The organism is Paraburkholderia sp. HC6.4b, from assembly GCF_014200875.1.
GTDB classification, from domain to species: domain Bacteria; phylum Pseudomonadota; class Gammaproteobacteria; order Burkholderiales; family Burkholderiaceae; genus Paraburkholderia; species Paraburkholderia tuberum.
The window spans coordinates 104,769-120,702 of record NZ_JACHDC010000001.1 but is presented as its reverse complement, the minus strand read 5'-3'; the positions used below and the strand labels follow the sequence as shown (position 1 = coordinate 120,702).

Below are 15,934 nucleotides of genomic sequence, written 5' to 3'. Positions count from 1 at the left end.
CTCTACCTTGTGAAAATCACACGCGGCATCGTCGTGCGCTTAATGATTGGTGTTCCGTTGGCGTCGTTCGCCTGCCACTCGATCGTATCGGAAATGGTCTCATCGACGGTCGCGCGAAATGATCCAGCTTCGGCGCTCAGTTGCAAATAGGCGACGAGCTCGGCGAGCCCATGCTCGAGAGGCTGCGAAGCGGTCAGTTCGGCAAGCGTCACTTGCGGCCGATCTTGCAGGCATCGGCGGATATGGCCTGCGAGGCGCGCGCGATCGACGACGATCTGCGTGTAGAGTGCCGAGGCATCGAGGTTCGCCTCACCGGTTTCGATTGAGACGTTGGCAATGAGAGGGCGCAGCGCCGGCGCGTAAAGCGGGCGTTCCATCGGCAGCTCGATGTCAGTGGATGCGGTCTCGATCTCCATGACGGGGCCTGGTGGGGGCGCTTCGCGCAGCGCAAGCGCTTTCGTTTCGATACCGCGCAGAATGTCCATGATGCGGCGGTTTTCGAGCCACGCTTGATCGTCGAGGAAGCGTCGAAGCTGCTGCGAGAGCTGAGCTACCGTGCGCTGCGTATGCTCGCCGGCTTCCAGCCAGTCATAGTGGACGCGCCGCGTGCGCGCGTCGGGCCTCATTTCCATGACCGCCGGCAGCGCCAGCACGCGCTCGAGCCGTTTCGAGAGTTCCTCTTGACGGCGGCTCGACATCAGGAAGTCCCAAAACGCCCGGAAGCTGCTGCCCTGGTCCGAATCGGCGATCGCGTCGCGCTCGCCCATGATTTCCTCGATGAGCGCACCCTTCGATCCTTCCCAGAGCGCGATTCGCTCGCGCACATGTCGGTCCAGCAGCCGAAAGTTTTGTTCGACTTCACGGAAATCCGTGAGCAGGTCGCGCGCCATCTGCATGAATTGCTGAAAGCGGTCCTTGAGCGCGGCATCGTCGAGCAGCCGAACGTCACCGGCCTCCACGCGGGCGATTTCTTCGTCGATCTGGCCGCGCCGCGTGTGGAGCTCGGCAAGACGCTTTTCGGGGTCCGCCTCGCTGCCTTCGCCCATCTGCCGCAGCAGCTCGAAAAGTGTCAAGAGCCTCGATTCCGTGCCGACAAAGCTGCGTTCCGTCAGCGTGCCGAGCCACGCGATCGCTTTCTCCGTGGCGGGTGTCAGGTCGAACTGCGGTTCATCGGATCCTTGGCGATAGTACTTGCGCAACCATCCCTTTTCAGGGCTGGCCCAGTCGTTCAGATACTCGAGCGCCGGCTTCGGGAAGGCGTCATCGCCGAGTTGTTCGCGCAACGCGTAAAGCTCATCTTCGAGTGCTTCGGCAAGAAGCGGAGCCGCCACCACGCGCACGTTTGGCGCGACGAACACGCGGTGCAGGAAGCTGACAGCGAGCGGCGCGTGGTCGGAGCGTAACAGGCGCCAAGCGGGATGGCGCGTGCGCAGCGCATCGAGGGTTGGGTAGTCGAGGGGCATCGGTGCGAGATGACGGGTTCGGCCTCCCTGAGGAGATCGCCGATCTTTGGCTCAAAAGGCCAGTATCCTACTCCGACTGTCATCCCAATTTTGCAAGGCTCCGCTCTGGAATGAGTCTCACGGTGTTTCTGGCGGTGTAGTGATCAGCGAAAAATATCCGGCGACGCGAGTGCAGCGGATTAGCGGGTCCAGCGCACTGATGGGCGACAAGACGGTCACGGCGGACGGACAGACCTTTCTGCCCAAGGGCTATTATCCGCCTCTCATGAACGGGGACGAGTTCAACGAGCTTCAGCTTCTCGTGAGCAGGCGCGGTTTCATTAAGGGCAAGGGGGCAATCGCCGCCATCACCGTGCCCGCGTCCCCATCCGCGCCGTCGATTTCCCCCTAACGCACCAACCGGTTCGGTGCCCTTATCACGTATTGCCATCTTGAAAAATGGCCGGAGTCGCGATTTATCGCTATTTGATAGAGCCGTTGAAAATTTCAGACACCCGCCCGTCAACACGATTGACGCTTTGTGTTGCCGCCCCTAAATTCGGCCACCAATCGCTGCGAATGCACCGATTTCGTATCGTTCCCTTCAACCGGACAGGGATGGCGTATGACTGCTGTGACGAAGAGCTTTGCGGACGCACTGCGCCACCCGAGCGCGCGGCTGACCCAGCACCTCACGCTGTGGATCGGCAGGAAGAAGCACGATCTCGACGTGCTGGACTTCAAGGTGAGCGGCGGATTCTGCAAGGACTACAGGGTCGAGATCACGGTTACGTCGCCGCAACTCGATATTGACGGCAAGGATTACGTGGGGTGGCGTGCGGGCCTGCAGGTCGACGAGCGCGCCGCGGTGCCTTCGGCGAGCTGGACCGAACCGGTCGATCACGCGGCGGCCACCCTCAACGGGGTCGTGACACGCTGGAAGCGCATCCGCACGAGCCGCGACGAGGCCGCCTACCGGCTGCTCATCGAGCCGCGCTTTGTCGCCTACTGCAAACGCATCATCAGGAGCGACGTCTACAAGGACGTGACATTTCAGGAGATGCTCACGCAGGCGCTGGTCGACCGGAAGAACTTCGAAGCCTTCGATGTCGAGTTCCAGATCGAAGGGCTGCAGGAGAAGATGGAAGAAGTGGTGATGTACGAGGAGTCCTTATGGAACTTCATCACCCGCCACTGCCGCCGCCTCGGTGTTTTCTGGTTCTACAAGCAGGGACGCGGCGAGGACGGCAAGCTCGACACCATCGTATTCGCCAACAATCCGCGTGCCTATATCCGCTCGATCGACGTGCCGCTGCTGTCCGCCTCGGGCCTGAGCAGCAACTGGCATGAGGCGGCGCAGGCGGTGCACGCGCAGCGCACGCTGGTGCCGGCGACCATCGAACTGTGGGAGCGCAACTACCGCACCCCGGAGGATCCGCTGCGGGCCACGGCGAGCGTCTCGGATGAGGCCGATGACCGTTCGGTGTTCGGCCAGATCAGCCGCAGCGCGGAAGGCCATCTGACGCCGGCGCAGGGCGAGGCGTTCGCGCAGACCCGGCGCGACGAGCAGATCGCGCGTCAGGTCACGCTTGCCGGGGAGAGCGATGCGAAAGGCATCGCCGCGGGCGTCGTGATCAAGCTCACCAACACGAAGCTCGCGAGCGCCGAATACGGCTTCGTGGTCACGTCGTTCAGGATGAAGGGCAGCCGCATGAAGCCGGCCTTTACGCGCTTCAAGGCGATGCCTGCCCATCTGGCCTACCGGCCCCGGTTCGACTACCAGCGGGACTGGCGTTTTCTGGCAGGCCCCGTTGTGGGCGTGGTCACAACATCGGACTCCGTGCCATACGGCGACATGGACGACCACGGGCGTTACGCCGTTCTGCCGAAGTTCCTGCAGGGCTCGGGCAATACCGACAACAAGGTGCTGAAGCTGCGCCTGCTGCGTCCATCGTCCTCGTACCAGGGCGGCTTCCACTCCCCCCTGCTGCCGGGGACCGAGGTGCTGCTCGACGGCGAAAACCGGGACGTGGACCGCATGCACATCAGCGGCGCGCTGCACGATTTTTCGCACCAGGATCCGGTGCGGGGCACCGATGCACTGTTCAGTTATGCCACCTGGCGCTCGCCGCTGCTGGGAGCCGAGGTCGTTTTTAACGATCTGCAGGGCAAGGAAAGCGCACGCATTGCGACCGTGTACAGCCAGACCGCGTTCAACCAGGGCTATCTGCTCGACAGCAAGAAGCTCCCTCGCGGGGAAGGGTTCGAGGCGACCACGAAATCGTGGGGCACGATGCGCGCGGCGAAGGGCCTGTTCCTCTCGGCGGATGCACCGGCCGGGGCGGATACGCAGCACCTCGACATGCCCACCGCCGTCGCGCAGCTCAAGGCCGCGCTGCAGCGCGTGACGGATCTGGCAACCGCGACCACGCAGGCCGGGGCTGATCCGGCCGACCGCGCCGTGCAGTCGGCGCTCCTCGATGGGCTGAACCAGTTGCGCGACGCGGGGCTGCTCGCCAGCGCCCCCGGCGGCATGGCGTTCGTGACGCCGAAATCGGCGCAGTACTCGGCGGGCCAGAACGTGATCGTCACGGCGGGCCAGGACATGGACGTCAGCATCGTGAAGCGACTGCGCATGGTGGCGGGTGAGCTGATTTCCTTGTGCGCGCACAAGCTTGGTCTCAGCCTCACCGCGGCGAAGGGGAAGTTTACGGCGGCGGCGCTCACTGACGGCATGGATCTGTTCGCGCAGAAGCAGTTGCGTGTCGCCAGCGAAAGTGCGGACGTGCAGGTGTCGGCGAAGTCGAAGATCTCGCTCAACTGCGGTGGGGCTTCGGTTGTCTTGGAGGGCGGCAACATCACGTTCCACTGCCCCGGCGCATACACCATCAAGGCCGGCTCGTTCACGTTCGTCGGACCCGACAACGTGCCGGCCAAGCTGCCTTCCCTGCCGAAAAGCAGCCTGAAGATTTCCGATCCGTATTCGTCGTCCCACTGAAGCCATGATCATCAGCCCTCCCTTCCTTCCCGCGTCGGGCCTGACGGCCAGCGACGCGTCGAAACCGGACCCCATGATGGACCTCGTCGACCCGTTCGAGATCGGCCATCACGGGGTCTGGCCGGTCACCTTTGACCGGCGTTTTCATTGCGGCATCCATCTGAATCCGGGTACGCAGGGCGCGGGCCAGGCAGAGCCGGTGCGCGCGATCGCCGATGGGGATGTTGTTGCGTACCGGGTCTGCAAGAATCGCATCTCGGATGGCACGGTGGATCCGAAAACCGGCCTGCCGGTGCCGAATTCGAACGCCGGCTTCGTCCTGCTGCGACACAAGACCGACACGGGCGACGGACGCACGATCACGTATTACTCGCTCTACATGCATCTGCTGGACATGACCAGCCAGGAGGACATCGTCCCCCAGCCTAACGATCCGCCAGAGACCGGCTCGGCGAATGCGCTGCCCAAATGGCTGCTCGATACGGCAGGGGGCAAGGATGGGGTGGTCCAGGCGGGCGGCACGAAGAAGGTGTATCGCAAGGACTTGCTTGGCTACGTCGGCCAGCATCAGGGTGTGGCGCATCTGCACTTCGAAATCTTCATGGCCGACACTGATTTCACGGACTGGTTCGACAAGGTACAGATCGGGGTAAAAAATCCGGCCCAGCCGACCACGGGCGACTATTGGGGGCACAGTTATTTCATCATTTCCGGCCCTCAGGAGTTCCCTCCCCAGCCGGCAGGCATGGATGAGAAGTGGTTTCCCAAACTGCCGGGGGGGCCGCTTGACGAACACGACACACTCTATGTCGAAGCCTGGTTCAACAAGGGGCGACGCTATACGCGTGCGTGGATCGATAAGGGTGGTAGCGGCAAGGTGACGCTGCTCACGCCCGGCCCTGTCGCAGACCCCTACGACAACGCCCAGAAACAGTACGAATACGACTTGTATGAGCGCGCGATGGCCCTCTATCCGGCGTGTCCGAGCGATGGTTATGAGATGCTGCGGTTTGGACGTATTCTTTCGCAGCAGGGCTCGACCGTAATACCCCCTGCTACCTGGATCGCGGTGCCGTTTGACGAGAACGGTACGCTGGGCTATGTCAACATCGCGCCGGACGCGATCAGGAAGTTGTCCGACGCGGATTTCCCGTTCTTTACGGGTTGGCAAAAGGTCGATGGCGACAACACGCCGTTCAACGACGCTGGACGATGTGATTACGCGACGCTTTGCGGGTTGACTGGCATTCAGGATTCGCTGCCATCAGCACAGCCGCTCGAAGCTGATCCAAACAACAACAATGAGGTCAACCTGCTGCTTGCCAGCTATGTGCAGAACACCGATGGCGTGGACGAAAAGCTCCGGGGGATGGTGTTCAAGGCGCGCAGCGAGTGGGATGCGTCCAACAACGAGGAGCGCTACAAGGACCTGAACGACCCGGATGGCTTTTTTGGCAAGCAGAAGGATACCAACCCCGATGGGTACACCAAGTTCACGGACTTCCTGAGCAAGTTCCAGTTTCTGGACAAGACTCCGCTCGCCGGGCAGGAGCTATGGTTTTTCCATCCTCTGGCATTTATTCGCCACTTTAGAAAGTGCGGGTGGATTGGAGTGCAGGAATCAAAGCAATTGATGCCGGCGCATGCGTGGTTCAGCTCGGTTGGCGCACTTCGTCAGCCATTGGCAAATACATTGTCGTCGGATCAGGTGGCAGAGCGCGTCTCTTCGCATCTATCGGACCTCAACAAGACGATTAGAAAGTATTCACTTAATTTGTCTCCAGAGCGATTGGCTATTTTTTTGGCTCAGACATTTATTGAAACCGATCGGTGGAAGACGTTTATTGAATATGGGCGAGGTGCTGCCAATCCGCATATTCCGATGGCTCAATATTACGGTGCGTTCTATGGTCGAGGAATCATGCAATTGACGTGGGCCAACGGATATGAGGCATACGGGAAATTTTCGGCTAAGCCAAATAATCCCGGGTCATACATCGATCCAAGAATTACGCCAGCGTCTCTCCATTACTGGGAGGATCCCACTAAGAAGGTGCATGGGCAGATAGTTGTCGTCGGAGTGCCGAAGCTCTGGGCGCCGCGGTACGACCCAGATGTTGTTGGAGCTGATTCGTTCGCAGCGTGTGATAGTGGTGGTTTTTTTTGGATCTGGAAGCACCATGACGGGACTCGAAATATTAGCCGTGTAGCCGATTTGGGGATTTCGGGGGCAACTATCGATAAAGTGAATAAGCTCGTAAACGGTGGGCCTTTTGGCTATTTCGAAAGATTTGCCTTTACTTGGTATACACAAAATATTTTTACCGATTGGATACCTGCTGCCGCAAAAATTAACGTCGCGACACCGCGGCAAGCCACGGTTTTTGTCGATTTGTCTCGTCCAAGTTAAGGAGTTATACGCATGAAAGCGATTTTTCGTATTCTTCTGCTTGCATTGGTTGTAGTGGGATCTACAGCAGCGTTTTCGAAGGCGTTAGATGCCGATGCCTATCAGATTTGTATGAATCGCACGAAGCATGATCGCTTGAATTGCCAGGCGGGTTGCGGGATGATTATTCAGCAGTGTTATGACGAGGGCGTTGCAGATATAAATAAGAAAATAGATATTTTGATTTCGGATATAAAATCTAAAAATGGAGCGGCCTGCTCTGCTCTTGCGACGAATTATTTGAGTGAGGCGTCTCGCATGGAGGGGGGTGTTGAAAATAAAGCCAACAATCTCATAGGGTGGGTCGGGAGTGAATTGACTCTTAATTTTGCGCGACAGCGTCTAGATAATCTTGGAATAATAATGGGTACGTGTAAGCAATAACTTAAATGATTGAGTCGGTTACGATGAAAATTAGATCCTTCGATCCGATGTTTAGACGGCGGGTTGCAACGCGTATTGTGAAAAATAATTAACTAGCTTGGGTGCAGACTATGAAGTCTCCTATCCGTAAAGGTGACAAGCTCGAACATGGCGGCGAAGTCACAGGCGGCTCACCGTGGTTCGAAGTGATGGGCCGCCCGCTCGCCCGCAAGGGCGACGAGGCGATCTGCGAGCAGCACGGGCCAACCACGATTGACGAGGGCTACGCCAAATTTCCCGATCGCGACGGCAAGAAGGTTGCCTTCCATCATTACCGCTGCGCGTGCGGCTGCCGTCTGCTCTGGCGCACCGGCTCACCACCGGCCTCTTTTCTGCCCGGATTGCCGGCCATGGGTGAAACCCCTGCCGGGCAGGCCTCTCCGGCCTGTCCTGTTGCATTCACGCAACTTTCCCCATATATATTCAGATACTGCTTTCAACGACGTTGAAGAGGGCGCGCGTAGGGCTATCGAAGCGACAGATTGCCACGACGTGCATACGTCGTTCGCCCGCTACCTGCCAGATAACCGTCGTCTGGTGGCCACCTACGCGGCGCTGCTCGACGATCTGGTCGCGCGAGCGCCGCGGTAGTCGTCGCGCGCGGCACAAGGGCGAGGTGTCGTTGCGAGAACAGAATTGCCAGCGTATCCCGGCGCATCAGGTCCTCGCTGCCGCCGCGACTCGCGTCAGAACCCGAAGACCCGCAGCGCGTTGTTGCCGCGGATCGCGTCGCATTGCTCCTTCGGCAGACGCGCGGTGTTGGCGAACGCGCCGCGAATGTCGTACACCTGATGCGGCCAGTCGGTCCCGAACATCACGCGATCCGCGCCGACCACCGAGACGAGAAATTCGAACGACGCCGGGCTATACGTGATGCAGTCGTAGTAGATATGGCGCAGATAATCGATCGGCTTGCGCTTCATCTTGCGACGTTGCGGGATCTCGACCTCGTTGCCTTTCTCGAAGCGGCCCGCCAGATAAGGCAACGCGCCGCCCGCGTGTGACGCGATGAGCTTCAGATTCGGATACTGATCGAAGAAGCCTTCGAAGATCATCCGCGTGATGGCGAGCGTCGTGTCGAACATGAAACCGACCGCCCAGCTCAGATCGAACTTCGTCATGTCCATCAGATCGACGCCGGGCGGATCGGTCGGATGCACGAGCACCGGCAACGCGCGACGGTCGATCTCGGCCCAGATCGGCGCGAACATCGGATCGGTGAGGCTGCGTCCCGCGATGTTCGCGAGCACCATCACGCCGCTCGCGCCGTTCTCGCAGGTGCGGCGCAGTTCTTCGAGCGCCGCTTCCGGATATTCCCACGGCAGCGACGTGAACCAGCGGATGCGGCCGGGATATCTGGCCTGTGCTTCGGCGATCGTGTCGTTCGATTCGCGCGCGGCGAGGCAACTGGTTGCCTGATCGCCCCAGTACACGTTCGGGCAGGTCAGCGACACGACCGAAATATCGATGCCCGATTCATCCATCTGGCGGATCCGCATGTCGAAATCGAAGTGGCCTTTTTGCGGAATCACGACCGGCGTGTTGCCGCGAAACACTTCCTGCTGACCGTCGGGGCGCGTCTGAATGTTGTACGCACCGCCGCGCTGCCGCAGCAGTTCGAGCCATTTGTGCGTGAAGATGTGCGTATGAACGTCAATGACAGGCATGCGGGATCTCCCGGAGAAAGTGCGGGTAAGAGGAAAACGGGGATGAGCGGGCTACTGGGTGGCGAACTCGTTCACCGGCGCGGCGCGGCGTTTCAGCATGAACGCGCCGAAAAGGCCGAGCGCGAAGAACACCGCGCAGAAATGCGCAGGCATCATGTTGTTGCCAGTCACGTGCAGCAGCCACGTCAGCACCATCGCTGAGAAGCCGCCGAAAACGGCCGCGCCGATGTTGTACGAGATCGCGAGGCCGGTCGAGCGGACTTCGGTCGGGAACAGGCCGGCGAGCGCGGTCGGAATCGGCGCGTTCGACGCGCTGATCAGCAGCGCGAAGCCGAGTTCGACGGACATGATCGATGCGAACGACGGCGCGTTGACGATCCAGTAGTAAGCGGGGTACAGCACGACGAGAAACAGCGCGAGCGCGACGCGAATCATGCGCTCGCCGCCGATGCGATCCGCGAGATGACCGAATAGAGGAATCGTCACCACGCGCAGCAGCACGCTCGCGAGCAGCACGGAAAACGGCAGCGTCACCGGCATATGCAGGTTCTGCACCGCGTAAATCGGCAGATACGTGATGATCACGTAGGCCATCACGTTGAGCGCGGCCGACAGCGCGGTCGCGACGAACAACTCGCGCGGATAGTGCATCACGACGCGCGAGAACGGCACCTTCACACGCGCGCCAAGCTTCTGGAACGCCTCGGTTTCGGGCAGGTTGCGGCGGATATAGAAGCCGACCGGGCCGATCAGCAGACCAAGCAGGAACGGAATGCGCCATGCCCACGACTCGAGCGCCTCATGCGTGAACAGATGCGTGAGCGCGCTGCCCATCGCGACCGCGAGCAACGCGCCCAGGGCCTGCGCGAACATCTGCCAGCTGCCATACAGATTGCGGCGCGCTGTCGGTGCATATTCGATCAACATCGCGGTCGCGGTGCCGAATTCGCCGCCGGCCGAAATGCCCTGCAACAGACGCGCGCACAGCACGATCGCCGGCGCGATCAGGCCGATCTGCTGGAAGCCGGGGGTGAGCGCGATCATCGCGGCGGCCACCGTCATCATCGCGATGACGAGCGTGAGGCCTGCCTTGCGGCCTTTGCGGTCCGCGTACATGCCCAGCAGAATCCCGCCGAGCGGCCGCACGACGAAGCCCGCGCCGAACGTCGCCGTGGTGAGCATCAGCGCGGCGTACTCGCTGTGGCTGGGGAAGAACTGCTTCGCGATGATGATCGACAGAAACCCGAACACGACGAAGTCGTACCACTCGAGCACATTGCCGAGCGTCGACGCCATTGCGCCGATCAAGCGTTTGCGCGAATCGATTGCTGTCACGACTGTCTCCTGTCGTTTTTTGAACGGCTGTGCGCTGCGTAGGAGAGCAATGTAGGGTACTGTCCGAATGAAAACAATCGAACAAAATCAATGGTCCCATAAAGTAACTTTATGATTGCGCTTCCATGACTCCAACCATCAAACAGTTGCGTGCATTCGCGCTCGTCTGCCGTTTCGGCGTGCTGACGCGCGCTGCCGACGAGATGTTCATCACCCAGCCCGCGGTCAGCGTATTGATCCGGCAAATGGAGGTGGCGCTCGGCCTGCGGCTGTTCGACCGCACGTCGCGCTCGTTGCGGCCGACCGCGGCTGCGCATGAAATCCTGCCGACCGTCGAGCGGATGCTGCGTGATCTCGAGTCGATCCAGTCGAGCGTGAAGGAACTGGCCGGGCGTGAGCGCGGTCGACTGCGCTTCGCGGCGACGCCGTCGATCGCGGCGGCGATCGTGCCGAAACTGCTCGCCGAATATCGCGCGCTGTACCCGAACATCGAGGTCTCGGTCGACGACGCCGCGCCCGATCGCCTGACCGCGTCGACGCTGACGGGCGACGTCGAGTTCGGCATCGGCACGATCAGCGAGCGCCCCGAGGGCATCACGCTGCAATGCCTCGCGCGCGACAACTTGTGCGCGATCTGCCGCAAGGATTCGGCACTCGCGAAAAAGCGGCGTGTGAGCTGGAAGGATGCGCTGCAGTATCCGTGGCTCGGCATCAAGTCGACGAGCGGCATCCGCAAGTTGATCGACGAAACGTTGTTCACGCTCGGCATGCGCAAGGCGGTCGAGTACGAAGTGTCCTATATGACGACCGGGCTTTCGATGGTGCAGGCCGGTCTCGGCATCGCGATTTTTCCGGGCATTCTGCTCGGGTCGTTTCCACATCGCGATCTGGTCGCGCGCAGGCTCGAAGCGCCGCTCGTCACACGCGACGTGAATCTGATCCGACGCGCCGAGCATTCGCTGTCGCCGGCGGCCGAGTCGTTTATCGAGCTTTGGTACAAACGCATCGGCAAGCCGGCCGATCTGTAGCGCGTCGCAGTTGCACACGGCCTGTCATACTGTATGAATATACAGTATCATGACTGCAATGGGCCGCTTGTGCGGCGGTGTGCGGATCGACGGAAAGAATCAGCGAAGGAACGAGGCGCGATGCCTGAACAACTGTGGTTGCCCGGGCTCGAGGCGCCGTCTCCGCCCACCGACGGGCTCTTTTTCGCGGTCTATCCCGATGCCAATACCGCGGCCGGTATCGCGAAGTTCGCGCAGCAGCTTTGTGCGGAGGCACGCATGCGCAGCGGCGTGCGTAGCGGCGGGCACAGCGGCGTGCGCGGCAAACCGCTCGCGGCGAACCGCTTGCACGTCACGCTCAGGCATCTCGGCAATTTCGCGGGCGGCTTGCCGGCGAATGTGGTCGAGGCGGCGAAACGGGCGGCCGCGGCGGTCAGCATGGCGCCATTTACGGTCGAATTCGACGCGGTCGCCAGCTTCGCGAAAAGGCCGCGGCTTGGGCCGGCGGTGCTGGTGGGCGAGCACGGTGTGCACGGACTGCAAGCGCTTCACGATGCGCTCGAAGCGGGCTTGCGCGACGACGGCATCGAGCCCGACGCACGTTTTACGCCGCACATGACGCTGGCGTACGGGATGCAGTGGATCGAGCGCCATACGGCCGAGGCGGCGTGCTGGAATGTGCGCGAGTTTGCGCTGATGCACAGCCTGCTGGGACGGACCAGACATGTCGTCCTCGCGCGTTGGCCGTTGGTGGGGCCGAGCTGAGGGAGGGGCATAGGCCACCTCGGTAACGAATTCGCGGCTGTTTCGCGAGGCGCCGGCTAGAACCGCACGCTCGTCCCGCAGCCCCCGGCATAGGCTCCGCCGCTCGCCGCGGCGCCACCGCAAAAAACGCCGCAGCCGGAAAGCAGCGCGGCCGCGGTAATCGCCGCCAGCGCGCTACGCACGCCGATCCGCCGAGACGCTTGGACGGGAAGAGCACTGGGACGGCCGATCGGTTTGAATGGCATGGCGGCGTCAAATTCGACGAGAGGGAACCTCTGCGTGCCGCGCCGGTTAAGCGCCGCGCGCGTTGTGCGACTTGATGACTTACTCTAAGTCCACGCTGAAGCACCGTCAAATGCCGGGTTGCCGGCAAATCGGCGCCTTTATGCCGTCAAGTGAGCACGGAGCGTCCGTGCGCTCCCTGATAGAATGCTCGGGCCGCAACGTTGTGGATTGCAGATGAAATTGCTTGATGCGCTTGTCGAACAGCGTATTGCCGCCGCCGCTGCGCGCGGAGAATTCGACGACTTGCCGGGAGCGGGCGCGCCGCTGGCCCTTGACGACGATGCGTTGGTGCCGGAAGAGGTGCGCGTCGCCAACCGGATTCTGAAAAATGCGGGCTTCGTGCCGCCCGCCGTCGAGCAGCTTCGCGCGTTGCGCGATCTGCAAACGGAGCTGAATGCCGTGAGCGATCAGCCGACCCGTTGCCGTCTCCAGGCGCGCATGCTCGCGCTCGATATGGCGCTCGAATCGCTGCGCGGCGGCCCGATGGTCCTGCCGCGCGAATATTGCCGCCGCATCGCGGAGCGTCTCTCTGAGCGCGTGGGCAATGTCGATGTGGCCGCCGCGGGTTCGCAGTGAACGAGCCGCTCCCGTGTGCCGCCTCGATCGGCTCTTCTGCGCCAGCCGAGGCCGGCGAGAAATCCGTTGGCGCTTGCATCGGCGCGGTCTTCGCACCGGCGGCTGATCACCCGATGGCCGCTGCCGCCATCCCTCCCGGAAATTCCGACGCTCCCATCATCTCCGAACGCGACCTGCGCTTCATGGCGCTCGCTCAGGCCGCCGCCGAAGAAGCGCGCGCAGCCGGCGAAGTGCCCGTCGGCGCGGTGCTCGTGCGCGGCGACGAAGTCATCGCCACAGGCTTCAATCATCCGATCGGCGCGCATGACCCGTCCGCGCACGCCGAAATGGTCGCGCTGCGCGCAGCCGCGCAGTCGCTCCAAAACTACCGTCTGCCGGGTTGCGAACTCTATGTGACGCTCGAGCCTTGCCTGATGTGCGCCGGCGCGATCATGCACGCGCGCATCGCCCGTGTCGTGTTCGGCGCGCGCGATCCAAAAACCGGCGCGTGCGGCAGCGTGGTCGATGCGTTCGCGAATCCTCAGTTGAACCATCACACGACGGTCAGCGGCGGCGTCCTCGAAGCCGAATGCGGTGCCGCGCTCAGGTCGTTTTTTGCCGAGCGGCGTCGGACGAGTCGCGCAGCCCGCGCGGCGGCGCGTGGCGAAACGGCTGAAGCGGCCGAAGCGGCCGTGGACACCGCCACACCCTCCAGCAGCGAACCGCCCCCAACCACGCCGCTCTAAAACAACAACGCCCAACGGGTCTCGCCATGACCGCTTCTCGCACCATCGAACTGATTGCGCCATCCGGCTATCCGCATGATCCGGAGGTGCTGCATCGCGCGCTGCATCGGCTGCGTGCGCAGGGGCATCGAGTCGACGGCGAGGAGGCCGCGAAGCGCCGCTACCAGCGCTTCGCCGGCACCGACGGCGAGCGCGCGGCCGATCTGAACCGGCTCGCCGATCCATCGCGTGAGCTGCCCGATGTCGTGTTGGCCGTGCGCGGCGGCTACGGCGCGGTGCGGATTCTGCACGGTCTCGACTACGAAGGGCTGCAGCGGCGGCTCGCCGATCAGCCGATAGCGCTGGTCGGTCACAGCGACTTCACCGCGATCCAACTGGCGCTGCTCGCGCGCGCCGGCTTGAAGACCTTCGGCGGCCCGATGCTGATGAGTGATTTCGGCGCCGAGCAGCTCAGCGAATTCACGATGCGCCATTTCTGGTCGGCGTTGACGCAGCCGACCATCACGGTCGCGAGCGACACGCCGCAAGCGCAGAGCGTCGACGTAACGGGCACGCTGTGGGGCGGCAATCTGGCGGTGGTTGCGTCGCTTGTCGGCACGCCGTACATGCCGCCGGTGCAGGGCGGCATCCTGTTCGTGGAGGACGTCAACGAGCAGCCGTTCCGTATCGAGCGGATGATCTATCAACTACATCTGGCCGGCATCCTCGCACAGCAGAAGGCGCTCGTGCTCGGTGATTTCTCGGGCGGCAAGCCGTACGACTACGACAACGGCTACGACCTGCACGCGATGGTCGAGCAAGTGCGCTCGCTGATCGGCATTCCTGTCGTGACGGGGCTGCAGTTCGGGCACGTTCATAACATGGTGACGCTGCCGGTCGGCGCGGACGCGCATCTGGTCGCCAATGCGCATGGCTTCAGGCTGACGGCGTCGGGCTATCCGAGCATTGGCTGAAGCCGTCGTGGGCGGAGCGGCGGCGGGCGGATCGCCCGCTTTTTATTGCGTCAGTAACGCAACTAACTGTCAGCATCTCCACACTCACCACCTCCCACACCCATCGCCAATGTTTGCAGTTTTTGTTGACAAAAACTGGCTGTCAGTACTCGTCTTGGCATTATAAAAAACGGGTAAGATTCCCGCCAGACAGCCGTGCAGCTTGGCTCACAGCCTTCCGCTGACGCCACGCAGCACAAAAACTGTCGAAAATCGACGCAAAAATTGTTGACAATATTTGCGTCCGCCCTATGATGACCAACATACCGAGACGCCAATCATGTCCGACACCGAATCCGTCGCGAACAGTTCGAAGCCCGAAGCAATCGCCGAGCGCATCCGCGCGGCGATCCTCGAGCACCGGCTGGCACCCGGCGCGAAGCTCACCGAAGCTCAGCTATGCGAAGTATTCGGTGTGAAGCGCGGCCCCATCCGCCAGGCGCTGTCGCAGCTGGCGACTGAGCGCCTCGTCGATCTCGAGCCGAATCGTGGCGCGTTCGTCGCGAGTCCGTCGTTGCAGGAGGTGCACGAGGTGTTCGAAATGCGCCGCATCATCGAGCTGGCCGTCGTCGAAAAGATCTGTAGCGGACACGGCATGCGGCGTCTGAAGAACATCGGCGGCATGATCGGCCGGGAACGCAAGGCATTCGAAACGCGGGATTTTCCGGCATGGATCCGCTTGTCGGGCGAGTTTCATACGGAGCTCGCGAACCTGACCGGCAACTCAGTGCTGTGCGATTGCCTGAACGGGCTGGTCGCGCGTTCCACGCTGATTTCCGCGCTGTACGAATCGCTCGGACGCAGCCCGTGCTCGTTCGAGGACCACGAAGCGATTCTCGCCGCGCTCGACGCCGGCGATGCGAAGCAGGCGGCCGCGCTGATGTCGCACCATCTGCAAAGCGTCGAGTTGAAGATGCTGGAGCGCCCCGCGCGCGGGGCAGCGGATCTGCATGAAGTATTCGGCGCGCTTGCGTCGAAAGAAGCATCCACCTAGACAGCCGAAGCCGACTCCACCCCAGGCTGAGGCAAGCAGCAGGCGAGCGCCCGTTCGTGGTGCGCGCCGCACTGAATTGAACTGAACCGATAGATGCACGGCCAGGCGGCCTCGCGTGAGCGCCGCCGGCCTGAACACGCACGTCCGTCGCGAGACGACGGAGTTCGGGTAGCGACGCATCGCCGGAAAGCCGCGGCGGCTGGCGATGCGACAACCACAAGTACGTCAGTACGGAGACACGCGCGGCACGGTCCGGAACCACGACGCCGACTTCTT

Annotated in this window: 13 protein-coding genes and 1 pseudogene; 11 read left to right on the top strand and 3 right to left on the bottom strand. The window is 62.0% G+C overall.

All coding sequences use genetic code 11. The features are described from left to right. Nucleotides 1–2 precede the first annotated feature (2 nt). Nucleotides 3–1,463, bottom strand: a complete 1,461-nt coding sequence (locus HDG34_RS00525) for a DUF3375 domain-containing protein (protein ID WP_184056859.1) — start codon at nucleotides 1,461–1,463, stop codon at nucleotides 3–5. Nucleotides 1,464–1,602: 139 nt separating this feature from the next. Here HDG34_RS00525 and HDG34_RS00520 point away from each other — a divergent pair, with 139 nt between their 5' ends. The 5 genes and pseudogenes from HDG34_RS00520 to HDG34_RS39760 form a co-directional block, all read left to right on the top strand. After that, nucleotides 1,603–1,854, top strand: a complete 252-nt coding sequence (locus tag HDG34_RS00520; protein ID WP_184056856.1) for a hypothetical protein — start codon at nucleotides 1,603–1,605, stop codon at nucleotides 1,852–1,854. 213 nt (nucleotides 1,855–2,067) lie between these two features. Next, nucleotides 2,068–4,440, top strand: a complete 2,373-nt coding sequence (locus HDG34_RS00515; protein WP_184056852.1) for a type VI secretion system tip protein VgrG — start codon at nucleotides 2,068–2,070, stop codon at nucleotides 4,438–4,440. Between the two features lie 76 nt (nucleotides 4,441–4,516). Next, complete coding sequence (locus HDG34_RS00510) at nucleotides 4,517–6,850, top strand: hypothetical protein (RefSeq protein WP_260320952.1); 2,334 nt, start codon at nucleotides 4,517–4,519, stop codon at nucleotides 6,848–6,850. 12 nt (nucleotides 6,851–6,862) lie between these two features. Next, nucleotides 6,863–7,273, top strand: a complete 411-nt coding sequence (locus tag HDG34_RS00505) for a hypothetical protein (protein ID WP_184056847.1) — start codon at nucleotides 6,863–6,865, stop codon at nucleotides 7,271–7,273. Nucleotides 7,274–7,383: 110 nt separating this feature from the next. Continuing rightward, nucleotides 7,384–7,614: pseudogene (locus HDG34_RS39760) on the top strand (PAAR domain-containing protein); the annotation flags it as partial. 384 nt (nucleotides 7,615–7,998) lie between these two features. On the opposite strand, the gene HDG34_RS00495 reads toward HDG34_RS39760, so the two are convergent. After that, complete coding sequence (locus tag HDG34_RS00495; RefSeq protein ID WP_184056844.1) at nucleotides 7,999–8,979, bottom strand: amidohydrolase family protein; 981 nt, start codon at nucleotides 8,977–8,979, stop codon at nucleotides 7,999–8,001. A gap of 51 nt (nucleotides 8,980–9,030) precedes the next feature. Next, nucleotides 9,031–10,314: an MFS transporter gene (locus HDG34_RS00490; protein WP_184056841.1), complete on the bottom strand. Its 1,284-nt coding sequence runs from the start codon at nucleotides 10,312–10,314 to the stop codon at nucleotides 9,031–9,033. A gap of 125 nt (nucleotides 10,315–10,439) precedes the next feature. On the opposite strand from HDG34_RS00490, the gene HDG34_RS00485 reads away from it, so the two are divergent. From HDG34_RS00485 to HDG34_RS00460, 6 genes are all read left to right on the top strand, one after another. Further along, complete coding sequence (locus HDG34_RS00485) at nucleotides 10,440–11,342, top strand: LysR family transcriptional regulator (protein ID WP_184056838.1); 903 nt, start codon at nucleotides 10,440–10,442, stop codon at nucleotides 11,340–11,342. 120 nt (nucleotides 11,343–11,462) lie between these two features. Then, entirely contained in the window at nucleotides 11,463–12,086 is a 624-nt protein-coding gene (locus tag HDG34_RS00480) for a 2'-5' RNA ligase family protein (protein WP_184056836.1), read from the top strand. 459 nt (nucleotides 12,087–12,545) lie between these two features. After that, nucleotides 12,546–12,947 carry a DnaJ family domain-containing protein gene (locus tag HDG34_RS00475; protein WP_018417683.1) on the top strand — a complete coding sequence of 134 codons (402 nt, stop codon included), beginning with the start codon at nucleotides 12,546–12,548 and terminating at the stop codon, nucleotides 12,945–12,947. Further along, on the top strand, nucleotides 12,944–13,672 hold the full coding sequence (gene tadA / locus HDG34_RS00470; protein WP_184056833.1) for a tRNA adenosine(34) deaminase TadA: 729 nt from the start codon (nucleotides 12,944–12,946) through the stop codon (nucleotides 13,670–13,672). The genes HDG34_RS00475 and tadA overlap by 4 nt, the downstream gene beginning before the upstream one ends. Before the next feature lie 26 nt (nucleotides 13,673–13,698). Then, complete coding sequence (ldcA, locus tag HDG34_RS00465) at nucleotides 13,699–14,625, top strand: muramoyltetrapeptide carboxypeptidase (protein WP_184049200.1); 927 nt, start codon at nucleotides 13,699–13,701, stop codon at nucleotides 14,623–14,625. A gap of 319 nt (nucleotides 14,626–14,944) precedes the next feature. Then, nucleotides 14,945–15,658: a GntR family transcriptional regulator gene (locus HDG34_RS00460; protein WP_184056830.1), complete on the top strand. Its 714-nt coding sequence runs from the start codon at nucleotides 14,945–14,947 to the stop codon at nucleotides 15,656–15,658. Nucleotides 15,659–15,934 lie beyond the last annotated feature (276 nt).